Origin of the sequence: Burkholderia sp. WP9 (assembly GCF_900104795.1) — a bacterium.
In the GTDB taxonomy this organism is placed as follows: domain Bacteria; phylum Pseudomonadota; class Gammaproteobacteria; order Burkholderiales; family Burkholderiaceae; genus Paraburkholderia.
In genome coordinates this window covers 45,598-63,678 of record NZ_FNTG01000004.1, presented here as the reverse complement: position 1 = coordinate 63,678, position 18,081 = coordinate 45,598, and the positions used below count along the sequence as shown (strand labels likewise).

Here is an 18,081-nt window from a genome sequence, read left to right as displayed (position 1 = left end):
CGCAGAGAATGAATGGGCGAGCACGGTGCGCGCCCGCCCTGCGTCTCAGGCCGGGGTACTCGGGCACAGCCACGCGCTGGCGGCGGTCAGCATGGCCTGCAAGCCGGTCTCGAGCGTCGGGTGAATCTGCGGCGCGAACTTCGGCGAGTGGTTGCTGGGGATCTTGTTGACGGTCTTTTCCTGTTTGGCTTTGGCGTATACCTCCGGGTCGGTGCCGCCGACGAACCAGAACACATAGGGGACGCCCCAGGTGCGGCCGAAGATACTGAAGTCCTCGCTGGCCGACGCCGGACTGGGCGCCAGCGAGGCGTTCCCGCCAAACTGTTGGCTGAAAGCCCCCGCCACTTTTTGCGTCGCGACCAGGTCGTTTTCGGTCAGCGGGTAGCTGTTGATCGTGGTGAACTCGGGCGGGCGCTCGGCGCCCGAGGCGTCGCATTCGGCGCAGCAGATGCGGCGGATCGATTTGAGCATGTACTCGCGCGTGTCCTCGTCGAAGGTGCGCATGTTCAGCTTGATGGTGGCATCGTCGGGGATGATGTTTTCCTTGGTGCCGGCTTGCAGCGACCCGATCGTGAGCACCGCGGGCACAGTCGGCGCGATTTCCCGCGAGACGATGGTCTGCAGGCGCATGGTGGTCGCGGCGGCCATGATGACCGGATCGATTGAGGTTTGCGGCTGCGAGCCGTGCGAGCCGCGCCCGAACAGCTGGATCTTCAGGCTGTCTCCGGCCGACAGCGTGACGCCCGGACGGTAGTTCACGGTGCCGGCCAGTCCGACCATCACGTGCTGGCCGAGGATGATGTCGGGCTTCGGAAAGCGGCCTTCTCCCCAGTCGCGCACCATGGAGGTCGCGCCCTCGGCCGTTTCCTCGCCCGGCTGGAACACGATCATCAGCGTGCCGCGCCAGGCGGAGCGATTCGCGGACAGGATGCGGGCGGCGCCTACCATCCAGGTCACATGCATGTCGTGGCCGCACGAGTGCGCAACGCCGACCTCGACGCCGTCCGGGTCGCGCGCCGTCACGGTGCTGGCATACGGCAGCCCGGTGTTCTCGGCCATTGGAAGCGCGTCCATGTCGGCGCGCAGCATCACGGTCGGGCCGGCGCCGTTCTTCATCACGCAGACGACGCCGGTCACGCCGACGTTGCGCGTCACCTCGTAGCCGAAACCCTGCATCGCGTCGGCGACGATCTTCGCGGTGCGGACTTCCTGCATCGACAACTCGGGATGCTGATGGAAGTCCTTGTATAGAGCTTCGAGTTCGGTGATCAGGTTTGGTTCGGCGGAGGCGAGGGCTTGCGTGAGGGCATTCACGACAGCTCCAGAAGTGACGAAGTAAAGTTGAAAGAAGTCCGACAGAAAGCGTGCTTGAAGCAGGTAGTCGGCGCTTGATATGAAGATTGCACATTCAGGCCTGCGCTTTCCCCCTTGGGCACGGTGAGCATGATCGAGATGATGGCCGTCACGACCATCAGCACGTTGAAGCCCAGCGCAATGATGGCGGCCTCCCGCACGGCCAGGTTGTCCTGGCGGCCACTGAAGGTGATCACGCCATCAAGCCAGTTCACGCTCGCGCTGTTGCTGCGGAGCGCGGTGAAAATGGCGGCGGAAATCGCCACGCCGAAGGCGGCGCCGAGCGACGATGCCATCTTGTAGATGCCTGAACCCGACCCCTCCTGGGCAGCCGGCAGGTTCGATAATGCAGCATCGGTCGAGGGGGTGGCATAGAACGCCAGACCGACACCGAACAGCGTGTAGCCGACGCTCGCGAAGATCTTGTAGTCCGACAGCAGCAGGTTGGCGGGCGACACCAGGAGGATCGCCAGGCCCGTGATCAGGCAGCCCCAGATCATCGGCTTGCGCGGCCCGAAGCGTTGCAGCAGCTTCTCGCCCACTCGGATGAAGGCGATGATGGCAATCGCGTAACCCAGCGTCAGAAAGCCGGCCTGTTGAGCGTTCATGTTGCCGCCGAGCTGCACCAGTTGCAGCGACACGATCAGCGTGCCGGCGGTACCGTTGACGAGGAAGTTGGAGATCGTCGCGCCCGCGTACGTCGCGTTCTTGAACAGGCTGAAGTCGAAGAACGCATTGGACGCCTTGTCTTCGATGCGGAAAAACAGCCAGCCGAACACCACCGTTGCCGCCAGCAGACCCAGGCCAATCGGGCTGGTCCAGCCCAACTTGTTGCCCTGCGTCACCAGCACCTGCAGTGCCACCATAGTGACCATGAAAGCAAGCACGCCAGACAGGTCGAACTTGTACTCGCCCCTGGTTTCGGCCTTGCTCTCGGGCGCGCCGCGCATCATCCACAGGCCGAGCACGCTCACCGCGATGGCCACCCAGAAGATCGAGCGCCAGCCAAAGTTCTGCGACATCAGGCCACCGGCCAGCGAGCACAGGCCCGACCCGCCCCAGGAACCGATCGACCACATGCTGATGGCACGCTGGCGTTCGGGGCCGTCCCAAAAAGCTTTCACCAGCGCCAGACTGGCCGGCATGATGCAGGCGGCCGACAGCCCTTGCAACGCGCGGCCCACGAGCAGGACCGGTGCTGCCAGCCAGCCCTGCGGCGTGATGGCCACCAGCAGCGAGCCGGCGATGCTCAGGTAAAAGCCAATGCGAGTGATCTTCAGCCGGCCAACACGGTCGGCCAGGCCGCCTATCACCACGATGAAGATCCCCGAGAACAGCGAGGTGATGGCCACCGCGACGTTCATCAGGCTCGCATCCATGCCGAGGTCGCGGCTCATGTCGGGCGCAATGTTGAGCGTCGTCTGGGCAAACAGCCAGAACGCAATGACGCCCATGATGATGCCGAAAAGCAGCCGGTCGTTGCCCTTGTATGGCACCTTGGGTTGAACGCTGGTATTCATGCCATTCTCCGTGCCGAGTGACTTCGCCTCGATTTCACCTACATCAAGATGTTGGAAACGTCTGACGGCTCTGGTGCAAGAAAGGGCCGCGCAGGTTATGCCGAAAGCACGGCATTCCAGATCGCGGAGGCGTCGAGCCGCAAGCTCGTTGCCGCGGAATGGCCACGGGCTTGAATTCGAACAATTCACGAACCCACGTCATCAGGAGGAAGCGCGTGGAGCAGGCGTGGTCCGGGCATCACGGGGGCCGGCCTGCCGGCATCGGCGGTCATGCGTTGCGCGGCAGCACCGCCAGGACGCGCGCGGTGACCTGGTGGATCCGACATGTAGTTGCGCAGGAACCCGGCCGTGCCTTCGTTGGTAACGCCGCCGTCTTCGGTGATGAGGCCCGGGGTGAACTGGATGTAGGCCTCCGGCGCGTTCATCTGAGGCGCGTTGCAGAAGCCGAGCACGATGCGCAGCCTCTGCTGGGCCACCGCAGTGCCAATGGCGCCGGGCGATTTGCCAATCACGGCGGAGGGCTTGCGCGTGAAGGAGTTCTTCCCCCACGGCCGACTGGCCCAGTCGATGACATTCTTCAGGTCACCGGGGATCGAGCGGTTGTATTCCGGCGTGACGAACAGTAGCGCATCGACATCGGCGATGGCCTGCCTGAAGGCCCGTGCCACCGGTGGGTAGTCAGCGTCGCAGTCGTAGCTGTAGAGCGGCAGGTCCTTGATCGGTATCGCCGGAAACACCAGCTCGGGCGGCGCCATTTTCACCAGCGCCCTGACGAGCTGACGATTGATGGAGGCCTTGGCGAGGCTGCCGATCAGGTAGCCAACTTTGTGTGTAGTCATATGAACTTTCCTTCCAACGATCGCATGCGCATGCGATCGTTCGACGTTCGGTTTTCAGTGACAGCACTTGCGCGACGAGGTCCTATCAAACCGGACAGGTCACGATACACCTATCGACATGTGCTGAAAAGACTGACCAGGGCTGTTAATTTCTGCCGGTAGCACAGACGGAGCGTCGTAGATGTTCGAAGTTCAAGGCGTTGCGGTGCCGCTCGATGGTAATGCTTCGACCGGAAGCTGCACGCATGCAGTTCAGGGCCACAAAGCGCAGGCGGGCCAATATCGCGGGCTTGTGTCGCGTCGTGCAGTGATCTTCCCGCAGGACCACATCGCGTACGTGATGATTCTGGTTCTCCACCGACCGGTGGCCACGGATGGCCGTCTGGCAGGTGGCGGCGCTCATGACCGCCGTCTGACCCACCACGCTGTCTCACTGGAGCGCTCCCACCCGCCAGTCCGGTTGCGGCGTTCGACCGTACGCGAAACGCTCACGACCTGCTTTACCAGCGGCTGCCAGTCATCTTCCAGCCAGTTCGCTGGCACACCCCAGCTACGCACGGTGCGCGTCTCGATGCGACCGTGGCCCTTGTCGTGTTGTCGGCGGGAGCGCAATAGCAGGCAAGCTCCTCACATGCGGCAAGCAAGGTTGGCTGGTTGCCCTTGGCCTGCACCAGCACGTCGGCTCCGTTTTCCAGCGCGAGCGCAGCGTTTTTCTTGACAGTGCAACGCGTCCATCGTGGAGACACGGCCTTTCAACCCGATCGATTCGATCAGCTTCTGCGCGGCGGGAATCTCGTTCGACTTTTCCGCAACTTCGACATGGCCCAGCACGATCAAGCCATGCTGATCAAAGGCCGAAACGATGTGTCGGGCAGCCACGTCATCCAGACGCGAGGCGCTGCCGCGCAACGCCTTGCCGTCCAGCGCAATGAACTGTCGCCCGAGGCTACAAGGTCAAGCATGTGAGCTGCACCTGCCTGCGAAAAAACCTTGACTGACCGCCTCAGGGCGTGACTCGGCGCCTTGCGCCAGCGCGTACCAAACAGTTCGTTCAGCTGCGCGCGTCGCTCGGAAATAAAGACCTCGATCGTCCTGAACGAGTTGGCACCCGCCATCAGCGACATCACGATCGCACACAGCAACGGCTGCTGCGCGTAACGCTTGCCCTGCGCCCGCCGGGCGTCACGCAGTTCAGAAAATACCCCTCCGAATATCATCTTTGTTTCCGCCCTCCTGCTTCGAAGGTCGCCAAGTTAACACGAGCGAACGGAAGTTAACAGCCCTGCCCCGTCCGGAGCCAAGCGGTTGCGAAATCGTTGGGGCGAGCGCCGCCATCAGGATTGCGAGCAATCCCAACAAACTCCCAATTTGCCGATGAGAACGGCTCAGCATCTACCCGGCGATTCGGTGTCGGTGAGTGGAACTGCGCGGATTATGCCACGCGTTTTCATTAACTTTTTTCCGGTCTCTGACGCATGTGCGACAGGCGACCGCACTCAGCCCAGGTTCTCAGGCAATTCGCCAGAGCGCTTGAGTTTGTAGACAATCGCCGAGGTGACCCAGGTCAGTACGAACATGCGGATCACTGGACGGCATTTACGCCGAAATTGTCCGCCGCTGCACCGATGATGTCCCGGAAGCCGTCTTTCAGTTCCAGCTTGCCGCGGCTGGTCCCGATGGTTTTCTAGAGTTGCGTGTTTGGCCTGCCTGTATATCCTGGGTGATTTCTCAGGGAACGGCCGGTTGCCGAACCATAAGAGACGTCGGAAAAACTTTCCTGATCGACTCTATGGTGGGTCGACAAGAGGCGGTCGTGCCAGCCCGGCAGCGGCCAATCACCAAGCCCGCGTTGGGGTACGGACGCACTGTCTTCGTTACCAATGATCGCGAAAATCGTCCAGCTTTCGCGTGCCCACGATGACGGATAATATGGTCTGCATTCAGACAGAAGGAGTAGACGGTGCGTGTAGGCCGCCCGATCAAGGCATTACCCCAGCCCTTGTGCGATTTCTGCGGCGCTCACGCCGCGCTCGTGAAATACGGCCAGGCGTCGTATCCGTACCGCGAGGACCACGGTGCGCTCTGGGTCTGTACAGCTTGTCAGGCGTGGATCGGCATCCACTCGCGCAGTACGCGGAACGTGCCGCTGGGACGTCTCGCCGACGGCGCGTTGCGCGACGCGAAGGGGCGCCTGCATGGCACGCTCAAGCCGCTGGTCGCGGGCAAGGTCAGGCGCGATCGCGTTAATCCGTTCGAGGCCCGCGCGAAAGCGATCCGATGGGTCGCCGGCGAACTCGGTTTCGAGCCGGTGCCGGGATCGATCCACAACCTGTCACTCGAGCAGTGCGAGCAGGCAATCCGGTATGTTGAAGCATTCATCGCGCAACCCCGCGCCGTGCCGTCAGACGGCACGGTCTAGACAACCTCCGGCCGTGGCCGATGTCCCCGGTCAAGAGATCACCAACGAACCCTGATGCCCAAAGCTCTCCCTTTCGCGCGCAACACCACCGCGGCGCGCGCCCGACGCGCCAGAACGATGCTGTTGCCGATGCCACGGGCGACCGCAGATGAACTCGCGCTGCGGGTACACCTCGCGCTCGCAACGATGCGGGGCGGCACCAGCAGCGTGCGGGACGCGCAGACCCTCACGCAGGCGATGTTCCTGACGGGCTTCATTGCAGAGACCGGCTACGGCGCGGCCAAGTACGAGCAACTGGTCGCCGCGGAGGCCACCATTTCGGCCGCGTTCGACCGCGGCCGCGACACGGACGAGTGGCGGCTCGATGATGACGCGGCAGGCCTGTTCGCCTTAAATCGTCACAACCTACGATGAGCAACTGCGCCGCGCGCCGCTGTGGGCAGTCGCCAGCGAGCGAACGGCTCGATCGCTTCCAGGCCGGCGAGGCATATCAACGGACAGACCGCAAGCTGGCCTGAGCGTATCGGGTTGGTGCGACAAAACCGCGCGAAGGCCTTGCGCCAACCGAACAAGGGTTTATACTTAATTCGTCTCCTCCATGTCTCCTCCGATATGGATTCAGCCCGCCAATTGAGCGGGCTTTTTTCTGCCTGTTGCTACAATCCCGCGAACGAAAACCGGGTACTTCCGAATGAAAGGGAAAATCGCTGACGGTGAGGCACGCGAGCGGCTCATCATCTGGATCCGCCGACGCATGCAGGAGTTCGGCATCACATTCGCCGCACTGGAAACGTCCATTCAGGAAGATCTCGCGCACCCGCCGCTATACCGCGACGCGCGAGACCTCGACTGGAACGGGGTCGGTCCGATGCCCGACTGGCTGACGGCCGCCGGACACGCCGGCGTCGACCCTGACTTCTTCCGCATCGAGGAGAAGCCGAAGGAAGAACCACGGCGCAAACGGGATGTGCTCTACAGACAGGCAGACCTCTTCGAATAACCGCCCGTGAAAAAAAACCGGCTTCCGGGCTGGGTTCAGGGCAGGCGTGTGCGCAACGCGTTGCGGTCCAGCATCATCAAAGTGATCTGGACCAGGTGATCGCACAGCACGGCGTCGCTGGCGCCGATGCGGCAAGATCCCGTGCTCAGGTTGAGCCCGGCGAAGAAATAGTTGCGCGCATTCCGCTGCATTTTGCTGTGGCATTTCGGCGGCCCGAAGGCTTCGGCTTCGCAGCAGTACTGAAATTTTCCGCGTCGCCCCTGCCGGGGTGCGTAGTCACGCGGGCGGCCGCCGGCGACCTCCAACCGGCGGCTTTTGTCTGTCAGGCCGCGTTCACGGCGTCCTTGAACGCCTTACCGGCCGTGAACTTCACGGTCTTCGCGGCGGCGATCTGGATTTCAGCACCGGTCGCAGGATTGCGGCCAACCCGCGCGGCGCGGGCGCCCCTCGAAAACGAGCCGAAACCGACCAACTGGACGGTGTCGCCGTTAGTGACGGCAGCCGTGACTGCGCCAATGAACGCGTCAATCGCCTCGCCCGTTGCCGCCTTGCTTGCGCCTGTCGTTGCGGCCACTGCATCCGCCAGTTCCTGCTTGTTCATTACCGATTCCTTCCTGTGGTTGTGATGTCGTTACCGTAAACCATTACCGTGCCTGCGCGCAATCGCCGCCTACCTGGCGTTTGCGCCGTCGCTTCGAGGTCTGCGTTGAGAATGTTGCTGACCGAACCCCGTGCAGCCGATCACCAGCAGGCGGCGGCCGGCCACTTTCTGCCCCAGGACGCGCCTGGAGAGACATCCAATCGCCGGCTTCACCCCGGCAACAGGTCATTCGATTGGCGAAAAGGAACGTTGCTCCATCGACCTATATGGCCGCAATACACCCATGGCGTCGGCGCGTCCGCTACGGATTTCTAACCGACCGCGCCTCACCGCAGATGATCAAGCTCACCGACGAAGGTCGATCAAGTAGTACGATCAGTCGGTGCGCGACGTCGCGAAGAACGGCAGCCGGCTGACGGCAATGGAGGCGCAAGCAAAATCGCGTCTCCAAGACGATAATAGGGGCCGTGCTGATACATTGGCGGAACAGCCCCCGGATACCCGGCGCAATCCATCAGGCACCTGGTATGCCAGCGTCGCCGCATGAGCAGCGAAGCGTCGCGCGAACCGTGCCGTCACCGCTCCGGCGGTCTATCGGGCCCTTCTCGGAATCGAGGTTTGCGATGAAGCACTTCTGCCGAAGCACCATTGTCCGTTCCGCGTTCGTCGCATCGCTGGCGATTGCCGTCGGCATCGGGTCGCTGTGCGCGCCTGAGCACGCCTGGTCCACTCAGATCAACGACCAGACCGACCCGCAGACACTCATCGAGACGGTGACGCAGCAAATCCTCGACGAGTTGCGCCAGCAGGCGCTTACGCCGGACGATATCCCGCGCATCATGATTATCGTGAACCGGGACATCCTCCCATACGTTGACATTCGCCGCACCACGCAGTACGCGATGGGCCGCTTCTGGCGCACGGCGACACCCGGGCAACAGAACCGGGTGGTCGAGCAGTTCAAGCAGTTGCTTATCCACACGTATTCCGGCGCGCTCGCGCTGGTTAACACGGATCAGAAATTCGAGTACCCACCTTCGCCCGCCGAGTCGAGCGGCACCGACGCCGTGGTGCGCACGATCGCGCCAGGCAAAGACGGTCAGGTGCCGATCGACTACCGGCTGTACAAATCACCGCAGGGTTGGCGCGTCTATGACATGAACGTGCTCGGCGTGTGGCTGATCCAGACCTACCGTACGCAATTCAGCGACACGATCCAGCAAAGCGGCGTCGACGGGCTGATCCAGTTTCTCACCGACCGCAACAAGCAACTTACGTCTGGCGATCAGTGACGCGTGGCGGATTCTCGATGTAGGTCTCGACGTGCCCGTGGCCGACGAGCCTTTAACCCTTTAACCTGGTTAGTAAGGGGCGCGACAGGCTGCGGCCGGCTTTTCTTCCGTCGAAGTCGGCTAAAAGTGCCCATCCCCCGAAAACGGAAAATCTTCACTAAACCTTTACGAGGCTTGGCCTGCAGCGAGATCAGACAGCGAAAAATGGTTGATTGTGGCAACTCTTCCCTCTGGAGAGTCTCACAAGTTTCCCGCCCTATGTTCCGATCCTGGTGCGCGGCCGCGCCTTCGCTGCCGGTGAGATGGACGTCGTGAGCGGAATGGGTTCGAACAGCGCCTCGAGATCATCGGTCGAGAACTTGAAGGCGCCGGCGGCATCTTCGGACAGGATGGCGTCGGCAAGCGCTGCCTTCTGTTCCTGCATCGCGACGATCTTCTCCTCGACACTGCCGGCCGTAATCAGCTTGTAGACGAACACGGGCTTGTCCTGTCCGAGACGATGTGCGCGATCGGTGGCCTGATTTTCGACGGCAGGATTCCACCATGGATCGTAGTGAATCACGGTGTCGGCCGCCGTCAGATTCAGGCCGACACCGCCGGCCTTCAGGCTGATCAGGAAGAGTGGCGCCGCGCCTTGCTGGAAGCGCCTGATCGGTGTGCGGCGATCGGTTGTATCGCCGGTCAATACGACGTACGAAATTCCGGCTTCGTTGAGTGCGGCGGCAATCAGCTCGAGCATGCCGGTGAACTGCGAGAACAGCAGGATGCGGCGGCCTTCCTCGATCAGTTCGGGCAACATGTCGAGCAGCAGTGCCAGTTTGGCCGACTCCCTGATGCGGGCGGCCTGGCTGATCTTGACGAGCCGGGGGTCACAGCAGACCTGGCGCAGCTTGAGCAGCGCCTCGAGCACGACGATGTGACTGCGCGCGAGTCCCTTTGCGGTGACGGCGGCACGAACCTTTTCCTGCATCGCCGAGCGTACGGTCTCATACAGGTCGCGCTGCGCGCCTTCGAGTTCGACGGTGCGCACGATGATCGTTTTCGGCGGCAGTTCGGTGGCGACCTCGTCCTTGCGCCGTCGCAGCATGAAGGGGCGAACGCGCCGCGCGAGCAGATCGCGCCGCACGGTGTCGCCGCCTTTTTCAATGGGCGTGCGCCAGCGCTGCGTGAAATCCTTGTGGGCGCCGAGGAAACCGGGCAACAGGAAGTCGAACTGGGCCCACAGTTCGCCGAGATGGTTCTCGAGCGGTGTGCCAGTCAGGCACAGGCGGTGCCGGGCACGTAGTTCGCGGATCGTGGTGGCGGCCTTGGTGGCGGCATTCTTGACGTACTGGGCTTCGTCGAGGATCAGCAGGTGGTACTCGTGTTCGGCGAGCGCTGACTGGTCGCGCCACAGCAGCGGGTAGGTCGTGAGAATCAGGTCGTGTTTGCGGATCTGGTCAAAGCGCTCGTGGCGCTGCGGGCCGTGCAGATCGAGCACGCGCAGCTCCGGTGTGAAGCGTTGCGCTTCCTCACGCCAGTTGTGCATCAGTGTTGTCGGCACAACGATCAGCGCGGGCCGGTCGAGCCGGCCGGCTTCCTTTTCGGTCAGGATATGAGCGAGGGTTTGAACCGTTTTGCCAAGTCCCATGTCGTCGGCAAGCACGCCCGACAGGCTGTGTTCGCGCAGGAACTGCATCCAGCTGAGCCCCTGGCGCTGATAGGTACGCAATTCGGCTTGCAGTCCTCGCGGCACCGGCGTTTCACCCACGCCGGGCCCCGCCATCAGGCGCTGCGCAAGCTCCCGGATCGACGCGTCTCCATGAAACTGCCAGCGGCCGGTGCGGTCGAGCGCATCGAGCCGGGCGGCATCCCACTGCGAAATGCGCAGCCCGCCTTCACCCGGTGAATCGAACAGATCGATCAGCACGCGCACAACGGGTTTGAGCCGGTCAGCACGCAGGCGCAGCCGTTCATTGCGGTCGGTCTTCAGATCGACCGGTTCATCGTCGGCAATGGCGTCAAGCCCACCCGACAGCCAGCGGGAGTCGCGCCGGAACAGATCTGCCAGCAGTGGTTCGAGGCGAACCCTCCGGTCGTTGACCGTGATCCCCATCTCGACATCGAACCAGCCGTCACCGGCCTGATGGAGCGCACCGTCGATCGCCTCGATCTCGATGACATTGTGTCGAAACACTTCGGTCATCGCTACCTGCCAGCCGTTTTCGCGTAACCGGGGCAGAGCCCGCTTCATGAAGACGGCCCAGTCGCCGGCATTGTTGGGCCCTAGCATGCCATCCGGAAATGGACGTGGGCCATGGGCACGACCGGCTGGAATTTTTCGCAGCCCGGCCTTGTGCAGTTCTGCCAGACGGCACTGCTCGATATCGAGAGACCGTTTGATCTGCATCACTTCGCCGCTGGCGGTCCGCACGAGTGTGGTGTTGCTTTGCGCATCGATGTTGACCCCCGCATAATCGAAGCTGACGGTGGCAAAATCGAGCATGTTGGGTGTGTCGGACGTCCAGCCCGATCCGTAGGTCGGCAACGTGTTGAGCGACAAGGCGGGTACCGGGGTGGTGTCGATGACGCGCACGGCCGATACATTGTGCGCAGGCGGCAAGGGCAAATCGGGCGCAACTTCGCGCAGCACGTTACCAACCAGTGCGGCTTCGTCGAGCGAAATCGATGGCATCGCCAGGTACTCCGCGAGATCTTCAGCGGGCCACGGCATGTCCACTGTCCCGGCTTCTCCCGAATGAGGGTCCACGTACCAGCAGGGCTGCGTTGTGGTCAACAGCATCGTTGCAGGTGGTTCGGTATGCAGTACCGGTCGCACACGTGTGTCAGGCTGCGATCGCCAGGCGATCTGTCCGCAGCGCGAAGGTCCGGCATGCAGTACGCCGGGCGCACCAGAGTGCATGGCGCTCGCGCCCGGCGAGGCAAATGCACGCCCCGTGGCGATAAGCTTTTCCAGGATTGCCGCACCGGTTATGCCTTGCAGTCCAAAGCTGCCGGTGTACTCACGGGAGCGGTCCAGCCACAGCCCTCGCAGGATCGGCATGTCCTCCTCGGCAACAAACTTCGGCGGCTTGACGAGCGCGTTCTCCACGTTCTGCCACGCGTCGTCGAGTGAGCGGATCGTGCCGTCGGCGTTGACTCGGGCCTTGTATAGAAAAATTTCTGGGGATCCACGATACGATCCGGCAATCAGGTAGGCAAGCGCATGCGTTGCCCTGGCGGTCGCGGGCTTCTTGCCTCTGGGAGGTGCAGCCGTGCGCTTCGCCCGAAAGCCTTCGAGCCAGGTCACCAGTTCGGGGCGCACGCCGGTGGCGGGCTGCGTCGGGATCAACTCAAGACCCGCGATCAGGAGCGCAGCCACGTGCTTGCAGTCGACGCCGACCGGGCACGTGCATTCGCCTTCAACCCACATGTCGCGATGATCGTCGATATCGTGAAAATACGCACACACATCATACGGACGGGTCCTTGTGCCTTGCACCTGGCCACTCAGGGTGTCGGCGCTTCGCCAGCGCAGCCCGGAGACAGCGTGGGCGTACTCACGTGCTTTGGCGACTGTGTGGGAACCTAACCAGTCCGTGATTTGCTTGCGACTATAGGAGACAGACATGTTGATGGATTCGGGTTGACGAAGCGAGGGGCATTTTACGCGGGCCGGTCGCCGGGCAGCCCGTTCGTTTCCTGCGCGGACGGCACGTGAGTCGTCTGCGCACGGCGGCGATCATCTTCGGCATGCAGATGAGGTATGACCGGCATTCGTTAATATCTGAAGCTTCAGATATAGCAGAGATTTTTTTGGTTGGCGATCGCGGCTACTCACGCGTGAACAGGCCGGTCGGGGCCAGTCCGCGATCGGTAATCAAAAAAATCTCTGCTCTATCTCGTTGGAGACATATGCGCCATACCCATGCAACACACGCGCTAGCCAATGGTGCGACGCTGACAACCGTACGCGATAACCTGCGTCACGCGTCGATCACAACCACCTCCGTATACCTGGACGACGACGAAGTCCAGCGTACCCGGCAGATCGAGCGGATTTTTACGCGGCGGCCGCCGGTATGAGCACCGTCCACGAGACCATCTATCCGGTGCTGCCTGCTGAGCCGGGCGAAGCGGAGCTGAAAGCGGCATTGCACTCTGAGCGCTGCGGAAATCCGCTTCGTGCGCCGGCAATTCCGGCAGGAAGCCACTGAGCCATCCGGGACAGGGCGCGGGCCCGCATCGACCCGGATGTGATCAACAATGGCGGGCGGCACATTCACAAGCATCGGAAAGTAGCCGAGACGCTCGTCGTTAATCGCATACTTTTATTCTTTCCTTATGTTATCTTTGGGAGCAACGGCCCGCAGCGTAACGGCATCACGCTCGCCGGTTATTGATGCAGCAATGCCATCTGGTTCCGCACGGGCATCCGTCTGTGAAGGCAGTGGTTCGACCGGATAGCCGTGATGCTCCCATGCATCGAGTCCTCCCTTCAATGCGCGTATCCTCTTAAATCCTTTTTTGTGCATCTGTCGCGTGATTTGCTTGGCGGTCGCTTCATTCGGACATACGCAGTACACCACAATGTCGTGCTCGAGCAATCCCGCATCGACCTTGTCCGGCGTGCTAAGGTCGAGGAGGATTGCGCCCGGTATCCGATGCGGCTCGGCCTTCCTGACCGCTGCCGGACGCGCGTCCAGGATAACCGGCGGACGGTCGTCGCGCATCATTGCATCAAGCTGAACCGGTGAAATCCGGATATGGGCGAGCCACCTCCGGAATCGAAGGCGCTGAATCCACCGGTACAAGAAGTAAGAAACAAATATCAACCCAAGAACATCCATTACACTCGCGCCGTGAGCTCTCACAGCGGACATCAGTGTTGTCAACTGCCCCCGAAACAGTGCGCCGCCAAGCAGCCAGAAGCCCGACCACGCGAGCGCTCCCGCGAGGTCCCATGCCAGGAAGATTTTCTTGTCGATGAGCGTCGTGCCCAGGAGCGGTGGTGCGATGAGTCCCAGGCCGGGAACAAACTTCGACACAGACAGAATCGGTGCGCCAAACCGTTCAAACCACTCGCGCGTCTTCTTGATGCTCGAGTCTAGCGAGAGCGATATCCGTACAAGCGCGGTTAACACACGGCGCCCGTAGAGCCGCCCTATTGTGAACCATATGCAGTCTGCCAGAATCACCGCAAACACCGCGCCAGCAAGGACATACCAGAACGAAACCAGACCTGCCGAAACAGCTGCCCCTGCGAGAAGCAGCACCGGCGCAGCAGGTATCGGAACACCCAGTTGGGTAGCCAGCACGCTGGCGAACACTGCCCAGGCACCCCAGGTTGAAATCAACGATGGCGAAACTTCGGTCAAGGCCCTGCTCCCTATCATTCGAAATAAAAGCGGCGCTCTTGGGGTTGCGCCAGGTAATCAGCGGCCCATCAAGGCCCCCCCGCGACCGTTTCATGCCGCGTGAAGTGACTGGTCTTATCTGCGCGTAGTCGACAGCAGCATCAATGGCGTTCCGTTGGACTCCCCTGTAGAAATCACATTAACGCCCGGTGCGACAAGCAACGCCTGGTCATTCGCTTTTGACCATCCGGTTGTATCGCTACGCAGGATATTGAAGGGCCATGAAAGGGCTTTCAGGCGCTCATGCGTGAGCGAGCCAACCCACAGCGGCGCTGCTGCTTCACCTTTGCTGCCTGCTATCGTATAACCGCTTTTCCAGAATCGCAGCACGTCCCGTTCTTGGGGTGTCCTGCCGGGCCGAATGAACGTCAGGGTCGAAGGCACGCCGTTATTCAAGCGCGGCAGCACCGGCAGTTCCATGGCGGCAGCGTGCGGCACAACGAGGAACAGCACGTCAAGACCTGAGATCCTTGCGCTCGCCCAACCCAGTACATGGAGCCGCCGTGTCAGGTCCTCGCTGGTCGAGGCCCATTGGACTGTAAAGGGTTCCAGGCGTTCTCCGGTCATATCTGCGCGGCAACAGGGCAGCCTCTTCCAGAGAGCATCTGTCCATTGCCCTTGCGTGCCGAGCACTGTCTCACCATCCGCCGGACGTACATCGAGTTGGCGAGGCGGGTTAAAAGCAAGGTGCAGGCCCACGCTGCACACGGCGGCGAGCAGAAAGACGGCGGGCATGAAACCCCGCGACGCGGGCACGCTCGGGTTTTGCCAGACAGCGATGATCCCAATGATGGCCACCCACACTAACGCGAGCGTCACGCCTGCGACAGCGTCGGAAATCCAGAAGCGTCCGAAGTACAGCCCCTCGAATGCAGTGACGGCTACGATGGTCGCGCTCGTCGAGACGGCGAGAAAGCCGGTAAGGGTACCGCCCCTGCGCGCGATGAAAAAACTGATGAACCCGTAGACAATCACGGACGCGGAAACCTGGCTACTGGCAAAAATATACGTATGTGCTGGGAGAGAGCCGGGCGGCACGCGGTGAATCGTGAACTGGATAGCCAGGACCACGATTTCTGAAGAGGCGACGACGCCCAACCAGGAGGCCACGGTACGCCAGCGGCGCTCCCATGCCATCCAACACACCGCACTCGCCACCAGCGCAATCAGGGTCGACATGCTACTCAGCGTAGCGAAACCGGCCAGCACCGTATCACTCCACGGATTGCGGATCGACTGCATGAAGCGATACACCGAGACGTCAATCTGCAGGAAGGGTGCCGCGCTGATGACGTCCCGAAAAACCCGGAAGAATACAGCGCTACATAGAAGAGCGACCGCAGAGGCAACCACTGTAAAAGCGAGCGTGGTCCGGTCAAGACTCGATAGCTGTCGCGCCATGGAATGGAGTCGCCCATTGCGATTGCCGGCCCAGAACGACAGTCTGATACGCGCCTGTGATGCCCAGGTCATGGCTCGCCGCAACAGAAAGCGTGTAACCCGCAATGTCATCCATACCACTCCGGCCAGAACGGCCAAAACGATAACAAGGCGGAAAGACACAGCGCCCGCCAGTTGTATCGATGCTCCGAAGAGAATGCCCGGCAGGATGTGGGCAGGAGCCCATACCAGCGCCGACATAACATTCATCGCGTAAAAGCGGGCCGGCCGCATGCCAAACATTCCCGCGACGACAGGCACAACGGCGCGCAACGGACCAACAAACCTTGCAAACACGATGCTTTTATCGCCATACCTGACGAAGAAGGCGTGTCCTTTCTTGAGCATTGCAGGGTGCGTTCGAAACGGCCACATCCGGGTAATCGTGTCCCTGTAGCGACTCCCGAGCCAGTAGCTCAACCCGTCGCCTGCGACAGCGCCGGCAAGTGCACAGGCAAGACTCCAGCCAAGATCCAGCGACCCGGTTCCGACAAGCGCACCGCCCAGAAACATCACGGTGCTGCCCGGAATGACGGTGCCTATGACGGCGACAGCCTCGAGAAAGGCCGCCAGAAAAATCACTACCAGTGTCCAGGCCGGGTGACCGGCGAGCAGATGCGCGAGGTGACCGTATGCGTGCTCCATGCCATCTCCTGAGACTGCCGACGCCAGCACGCGCAGGCCGCAATCCCTGAACGCCAGACTGGGACCACCGCCGCTCTGGCTTCGAAATGCATAGCCGCCGCAGCGTGGGTCCGACAATATTCAATAACGTCGCGCGTGATAGATTGCTACGGATACAATATTTCGACGCGTAATCTGTGCTTCACTCCGCACTCATCGACACCGTCAGTTGCCATCCTTAAAGGATCTTACTGTAGCAAGTGTACCGGCTCCTGTTGTTTAGACACGCTTTTGCAGTTCAGGCGGCCAGCTTCATCAGCCCTTCCTGACGGGCTTCGAGGGGTGATTTGAAGCCCAGCTTTTCAAGACGCCAGTCGCGATTGTATCGATCCTTGAACGCAACAGCGGCGGCACGAACTTCCTCCAGCTTGTTGAAGATGCGACCATGAATCGCCTGTTCCTTCATGGTCCGCTTGAACCGCGCGCCGCTGCCCATGGTCTGCGGCTCGGCGACGAATGCGTAGCTCGGTGCGATGCCCCAGAACCTGACCCGATCGCGGAAGTCGTCCGAGGTGTATTGCGAACCGTGATTCATGCGCCGCGACAACCCGAGGCCCGCGTCGGCGGCTACCGAGCCAAACTCGCCCAGCAGCCCCTGGGAGATCGGCTCGAGGGCGGCGAAACGGTCACCGATTTTCGCGGCATGAATGCCGGTGCACATGCTGTCGCAGTGATCGACTGCCGAGAAGATCCACACCATGCCGTCGTCCACGGTGGCAATGCGCACGCCGTCGGTTCCCCACATCTCATTGGGGCAATCCGTCGTGATCCGGCCGTCGTGAAGGTTGTGTTCGCCTCGGGCCTGACGATGCGGCGAGAGCAGACTGTACTCGCGCATCAACCGCAGTACGCGGGTCCTGGAGACTCGGATGTCGCGCACGATGCGCAGCCGCACCCAGACCTTGCGGTGCCCCTCGCCGCTGAATGGCGAAGCTGCCAGATCGCCGCGGATGGCCGTCAGCAGGTCGGCATCGGGCATTTTCGGCTTCGGGGCTCGGCATCCCGGGATGATCGGCACCACGTTGGCGGCTGTCCTCGCACGCACGGCATAGATCGTCGAGCGCGGGAAGTCGAGCACCTGGCAAACCCGTTGCAATCCAAAGGGCTTGCAGACACTGACGGAGATCTCGTGGCTCATGTCGACGATCTCCGAGCAGTCAAAGGGCGACGGGCCTGCCGCTCGCGCTCCTTGTTCAGAATCTCGATTGTCATCGCGAGCTCGCTGACGCGCCGGACGGCCTCGTTGAGCCGGGCTACCAACGGATCGCTGGTCCGTGTCTTCAGTCCAGCCTCCATGCCGGACAGTGCCAGCTCACGCCATTGCTCGCGCTCGGCGAGCGTTACACCGACCTCGCGGGACACGGCGTCGACGGGTTCACCGCGCAAAAATCGAAGCACCACGCCGCGTTTGCGACCGGTCGACCAGCGTTTGACTTCGGCGGCGCCAGAGGCGCTTCCAGCCGCGCTACGCGCTCCTTCCGGCGCCTCTGGCGCAACCCCATTTGCATTGGCTTTCTTCAACATCAACCACTCCAGT

The 18,081-nt window shown here is 61.8% G+C and carries 15 protein-coding genes and 3 pseudogenes; 5 read left to right on the top strand and 13 right to left on the bottom strand.

Features of this window, described 5'->3' with window-relative positions:
• Window positions 1-45: 45 nt before the first annotated feature.
• The 6 genes and pseudogenes from BLW71_RS38560 to BLW71_RS42605 form a co-directional block, all read right to left on the bottom strand.
• The gene (locus BLW71_RS38560) at window positions 46-1,314 is read right to left on the bottom strand and encodes a M20 family metallopeptidase (RefSeq protein ID WP_091809795.1); all 1,269 of its coding nucleotides are present in this window, start codon (window positions 1,312-1,314) and stop codon (window positions 46-48) included.
• Window positions 1,311-2,873, bottom strand: coding sequence for an MFS transporter (locus tag BLW71_RS38555; protein WP_091809793.1), 1,563 nt, complete (start codon window positions 2,871-2,873; stop codon window positions 1,311-1,313). Before BLW71_RS38555 ends, BLW71_RS38560 begins: the two co-directional genes overlap by 4 nt.
• 323 nt (window positions 2,874-3,196) lie before the next feature.
• Window positions 3,197-3,712: pseudogene (locus BLW71_RS38550) on the bottom strand (NADPH-dependent FMN reductase); the annotation flags it as partial.
• Window positions 3,713-4,339: 627 nt separating this feature from the next.
• Window positions 4,340-4,642 carry an ISAs1 family transposase gene (locus BLW71_RS41360; RefSeq protein ID WP_143048464.1) on the bottom strand — a complete coding sequence of 101 codons (303 nt, stop codon included), beginning with the start codon at window positions 4,640-4,642 and terminating at the stop codon, window positions 4,340-4,342.
• Complete coding sequence (locus BLW71_RS42865; protein WP_091809791.1) at window positions 4,546-4,929, bottom strand: transposase family protein; 384 nt, start codon at window positions 4,927-4,929, stop codon at window positions 4,546-4,548. Before BLW71_RS42865 ends, BLW71_RS41360 begins: the two co-directional genes overlap by 97 nt.
• 82 nt (window positions 4,930-5,011) lie before the next feature.
• Window positions 5,012-5,104 (bottom strand): annotated as a pseudogene (locus tag BLW71_RS42605) (DUF2946 domain-containing protein); the annotation flags it as partial.
• Between the two features lie 568 nt (window positions 5,105-5,672).
• Between BLW71_RS42605 and BLW71_RS38535 the strand changes: the two are divergent.
• The 3 genes from BLW71_RS38535 (at window position 5,673) to BLW71_RS38525 (ending at window position 7,131) form a co-directional block, all read left to right on the top strand.
• Entirely contained in the window at window positions 5,673-6,131 is a 459-nt protein-coding gene (locus BLW71_RS38535; protein WP_091809787.1) for a zinc-finger-containing protein, read from the top strand.
• A 54-nt stretch (window positions 6,132-6,185) separates the two neighbouring features.
• Entirely contained in the window at window positions 6,186-6,545 is a 360-nt protein-coding gene (locus tag BLW71_RS38530; protein WP_502686871.1) for a hypothetical protein, read from the top strand.
• Window positions 6,546-6,822: 277 nt separating this feature from the next.
• A complete protein-coding gene (locus BLW71_RS38525) occupies window positions 6,823-7,131 on the top strand; it encodes an H-NS histone family protein (RefSeq protein WP_091809785.1) in 309 nt (102 codons plus the stop codon).
• Between the two features lie 35 nt (window positions 7,132-7,166).
• Here BLW71_RS38525 and BLW71_RS38520 read toward each other — a convergent pair whose 3' ends face one another.
• Both BLW71_RS38520 and BLW71_RS38515 read right to left on the bottom strand, forming a co-directional pair.
• On the bottom strand, window positions 7,167-7,436 hold the full coding sequence (locus BLW71_RS38520) for a hypothetical protein (protein ID WP_091809783.1): 270 nt from the start codon (window positions 7,434-7,436) through the stop codon (window positions 7,167-7,169).
• A gap of 17 nt (window positions 7,437-7,453) precedes the next feature.
• Window positions 7,454-7,732, bottom strand: coding sequence for an HU family DNA-binding protein (locus tag BLW71_RS38515; RefSeq protein WP_091809781.1), 279 nt, complete (start codon window positions 7,730-7,732; stop codon window positions 7,454-7,456).
• Window positions 7,733-8,355: 623 nt separating this feature from the next.
• Here BLW71_RS38515 and BLW71_RS38510 point away from each other — a divergent pair.
• Window positions 8,356-9,024: an MlaC/ttg2D family ABC transporter substrate-binding protein gene (locus tag BLW71_RS38510; RefSeq protein ID WP_091809779.1), complete on the top strand. Its 669-nt coding sequence runs from the start codon at window positions 8,356-8,358 to the stop codon at window positions 9,022-9,024.
• Window positions 9,025-9,280: 256 nt separating this feature from the next.
• Here BLW71_RS38510 and BLW71_RS38505 read toward each other — a convergent pair whose 3' ends face one another.
• The gene (locus BLW71_RS38505) at window positions 9,281-12,634 is read right to left on the bottom strand and encodes a DEAD/DEAH box helicase (RefSeq protein WP_091809775.1); all 3,354 of its coding nucleotides are present in this window, start codon (window positions 12,632-12,634) and stop codon (window positions 9,281-9,283) included.
• A 284-nt stretch (window positions 12,635-12,918) separates the two neighbouring features.
• Here BLW71_RS38505 and BLW71_RS41350 point away from each other — a divergent pair.
• Window positions 12,919-13,089: pseudogene (locus BLW71_RS41350) on the top strand (hypothetical protein); the annotation flags it as partial.
• A 245-nt stretch (window positions 13,090-13,334) separates the two neighbouring features.
• Here the strand turns inward: BLW71_RS41350 and BLW71_RS38500 are convergent.
• The 4 genes from BLW71_RS38500 to BLW71_RS38485 form a co-directional block, all read right to left on the bottom strand.
• Window positions 13,335-14,381, bottom strand: a complete 1,047-nt coding sequence (locus tag BLW71_RS38500; RefSeq protein ID WP_286162263.1) for a DedA family protein/thiosulfate sulfurtransferase GlpE — start codon at window positions 14,379-14,381, stop codon at window positions 13,335-13,337.
• Between the two features lie 114 nt (window positions 14,382-14,495).
• On the bottom strand, window positions 14,496-16,505 hold the full coding sequence (locus BLW71_RS38495) for a bifunctional DedA family/phosphatase PAP2 family protein (protein ID WP_091809770.1): 2,010 nt from the start codon (window positions 16,503-16,505) through the stop codon (window positions 14,496-14,498).
• 277 nt (window positions 16,506-16,782) lie between these two features.
• Window positions 16,783-17,682, bottom strand: coding sequence for an IS3 family transposase (locus BLW71_RS38490; RefSeq protein WP_091809767.1), 900 nt, complete (start codon window positions 17,680-17,682; stop codon window positions 16,783-16,785).
• On the bottom strand, window positions 17,679-18,068 hold the full coding sequence (locus BLW71_RS38485; RefSeq protein ID WP_091810110.1) for a hypothetical protein: 390 nt from the start codon (window positions 18,066-18,068) through the stop codon (window positions 17,679-17,681). The genes BLW71_RS38490 and BLW71_RS38485 overlap by 4 nt, the downstream gene beginning before the upstream one ends.
• Window positions 18,069-18,081: the final 13 nt, after the last annotated feature.

Coding starts and splice junctions, on each gene's coding strand:
- BLW71_RS38555 (WP_091809793.1), bottom strand. CDS start 2,873: ATGAATACCAGCGTTCAACCCAAGGTGCCATACAAGGGCAACGACCGG.
- BLW71_RS38505 (WP_091809775.1), bottom strand. CDS start 12,634: ATGTCTGTCTCCTATAGTCGCAAGCAAATCACGGACTGGTTAGGTTCC.
- BLW71_RS38495 (WP_091809770.1), bottom strand. CDS start 16,505: ATGGAGCACGCATACGGTCACCTCGCGCATCTGCTCGCCGGTCACCCG.
- BLW71_RS38510 (WP_091809779.1), top strand. CDS start 8,356: ATGAAGCACTTCTGCCGAAGCACCATTGTCCGTTCCGCGTTCGTCGCA.
- BLW71_RS42865 (WP_091809791.1), bottom strand. CDS start 4,929: ATGATATTCGGAGGGGTATTTTCTGAACTGCGTGACGCCCGGCGGGCG.
- BLW71_RS38490 (WP_091809767.1), bottom strand. CDS start 17,682: ATGAGCCACGAGATCTCCGTCAGTGTCTGCAAGCCCTTTGGATTGCAA.
- BLW71_RS38525 (WP_091809785.1), top strand. CDS start 6,823: ATGAAAGGGAAAATCGCTGACGGTGAGGCACGCGAGCGGCTCATCATC.
- BLW71_RS38515 (WP_091809781.1), bottom strand. CDS start 7,732: ATGAACAAGCAGGAACTGGCGGATGCAGTGGCCGCAACGACAGGCGCA.
- BLW71_RS38530 (WP_502686871.1), top strand. CDS start 6,186: ATGCCCAAAGCTCTCCCTTTCGCGCGCAACACCACCGCGGCGCGCGCC.
- BLW71_RS38485 (WP_091810110.1), bottom strand. CDS start 18,068: ATGTTGAAGAAAGCCAATGCAAATGGGGTTGCGCCAGAGGCGCCGGAA.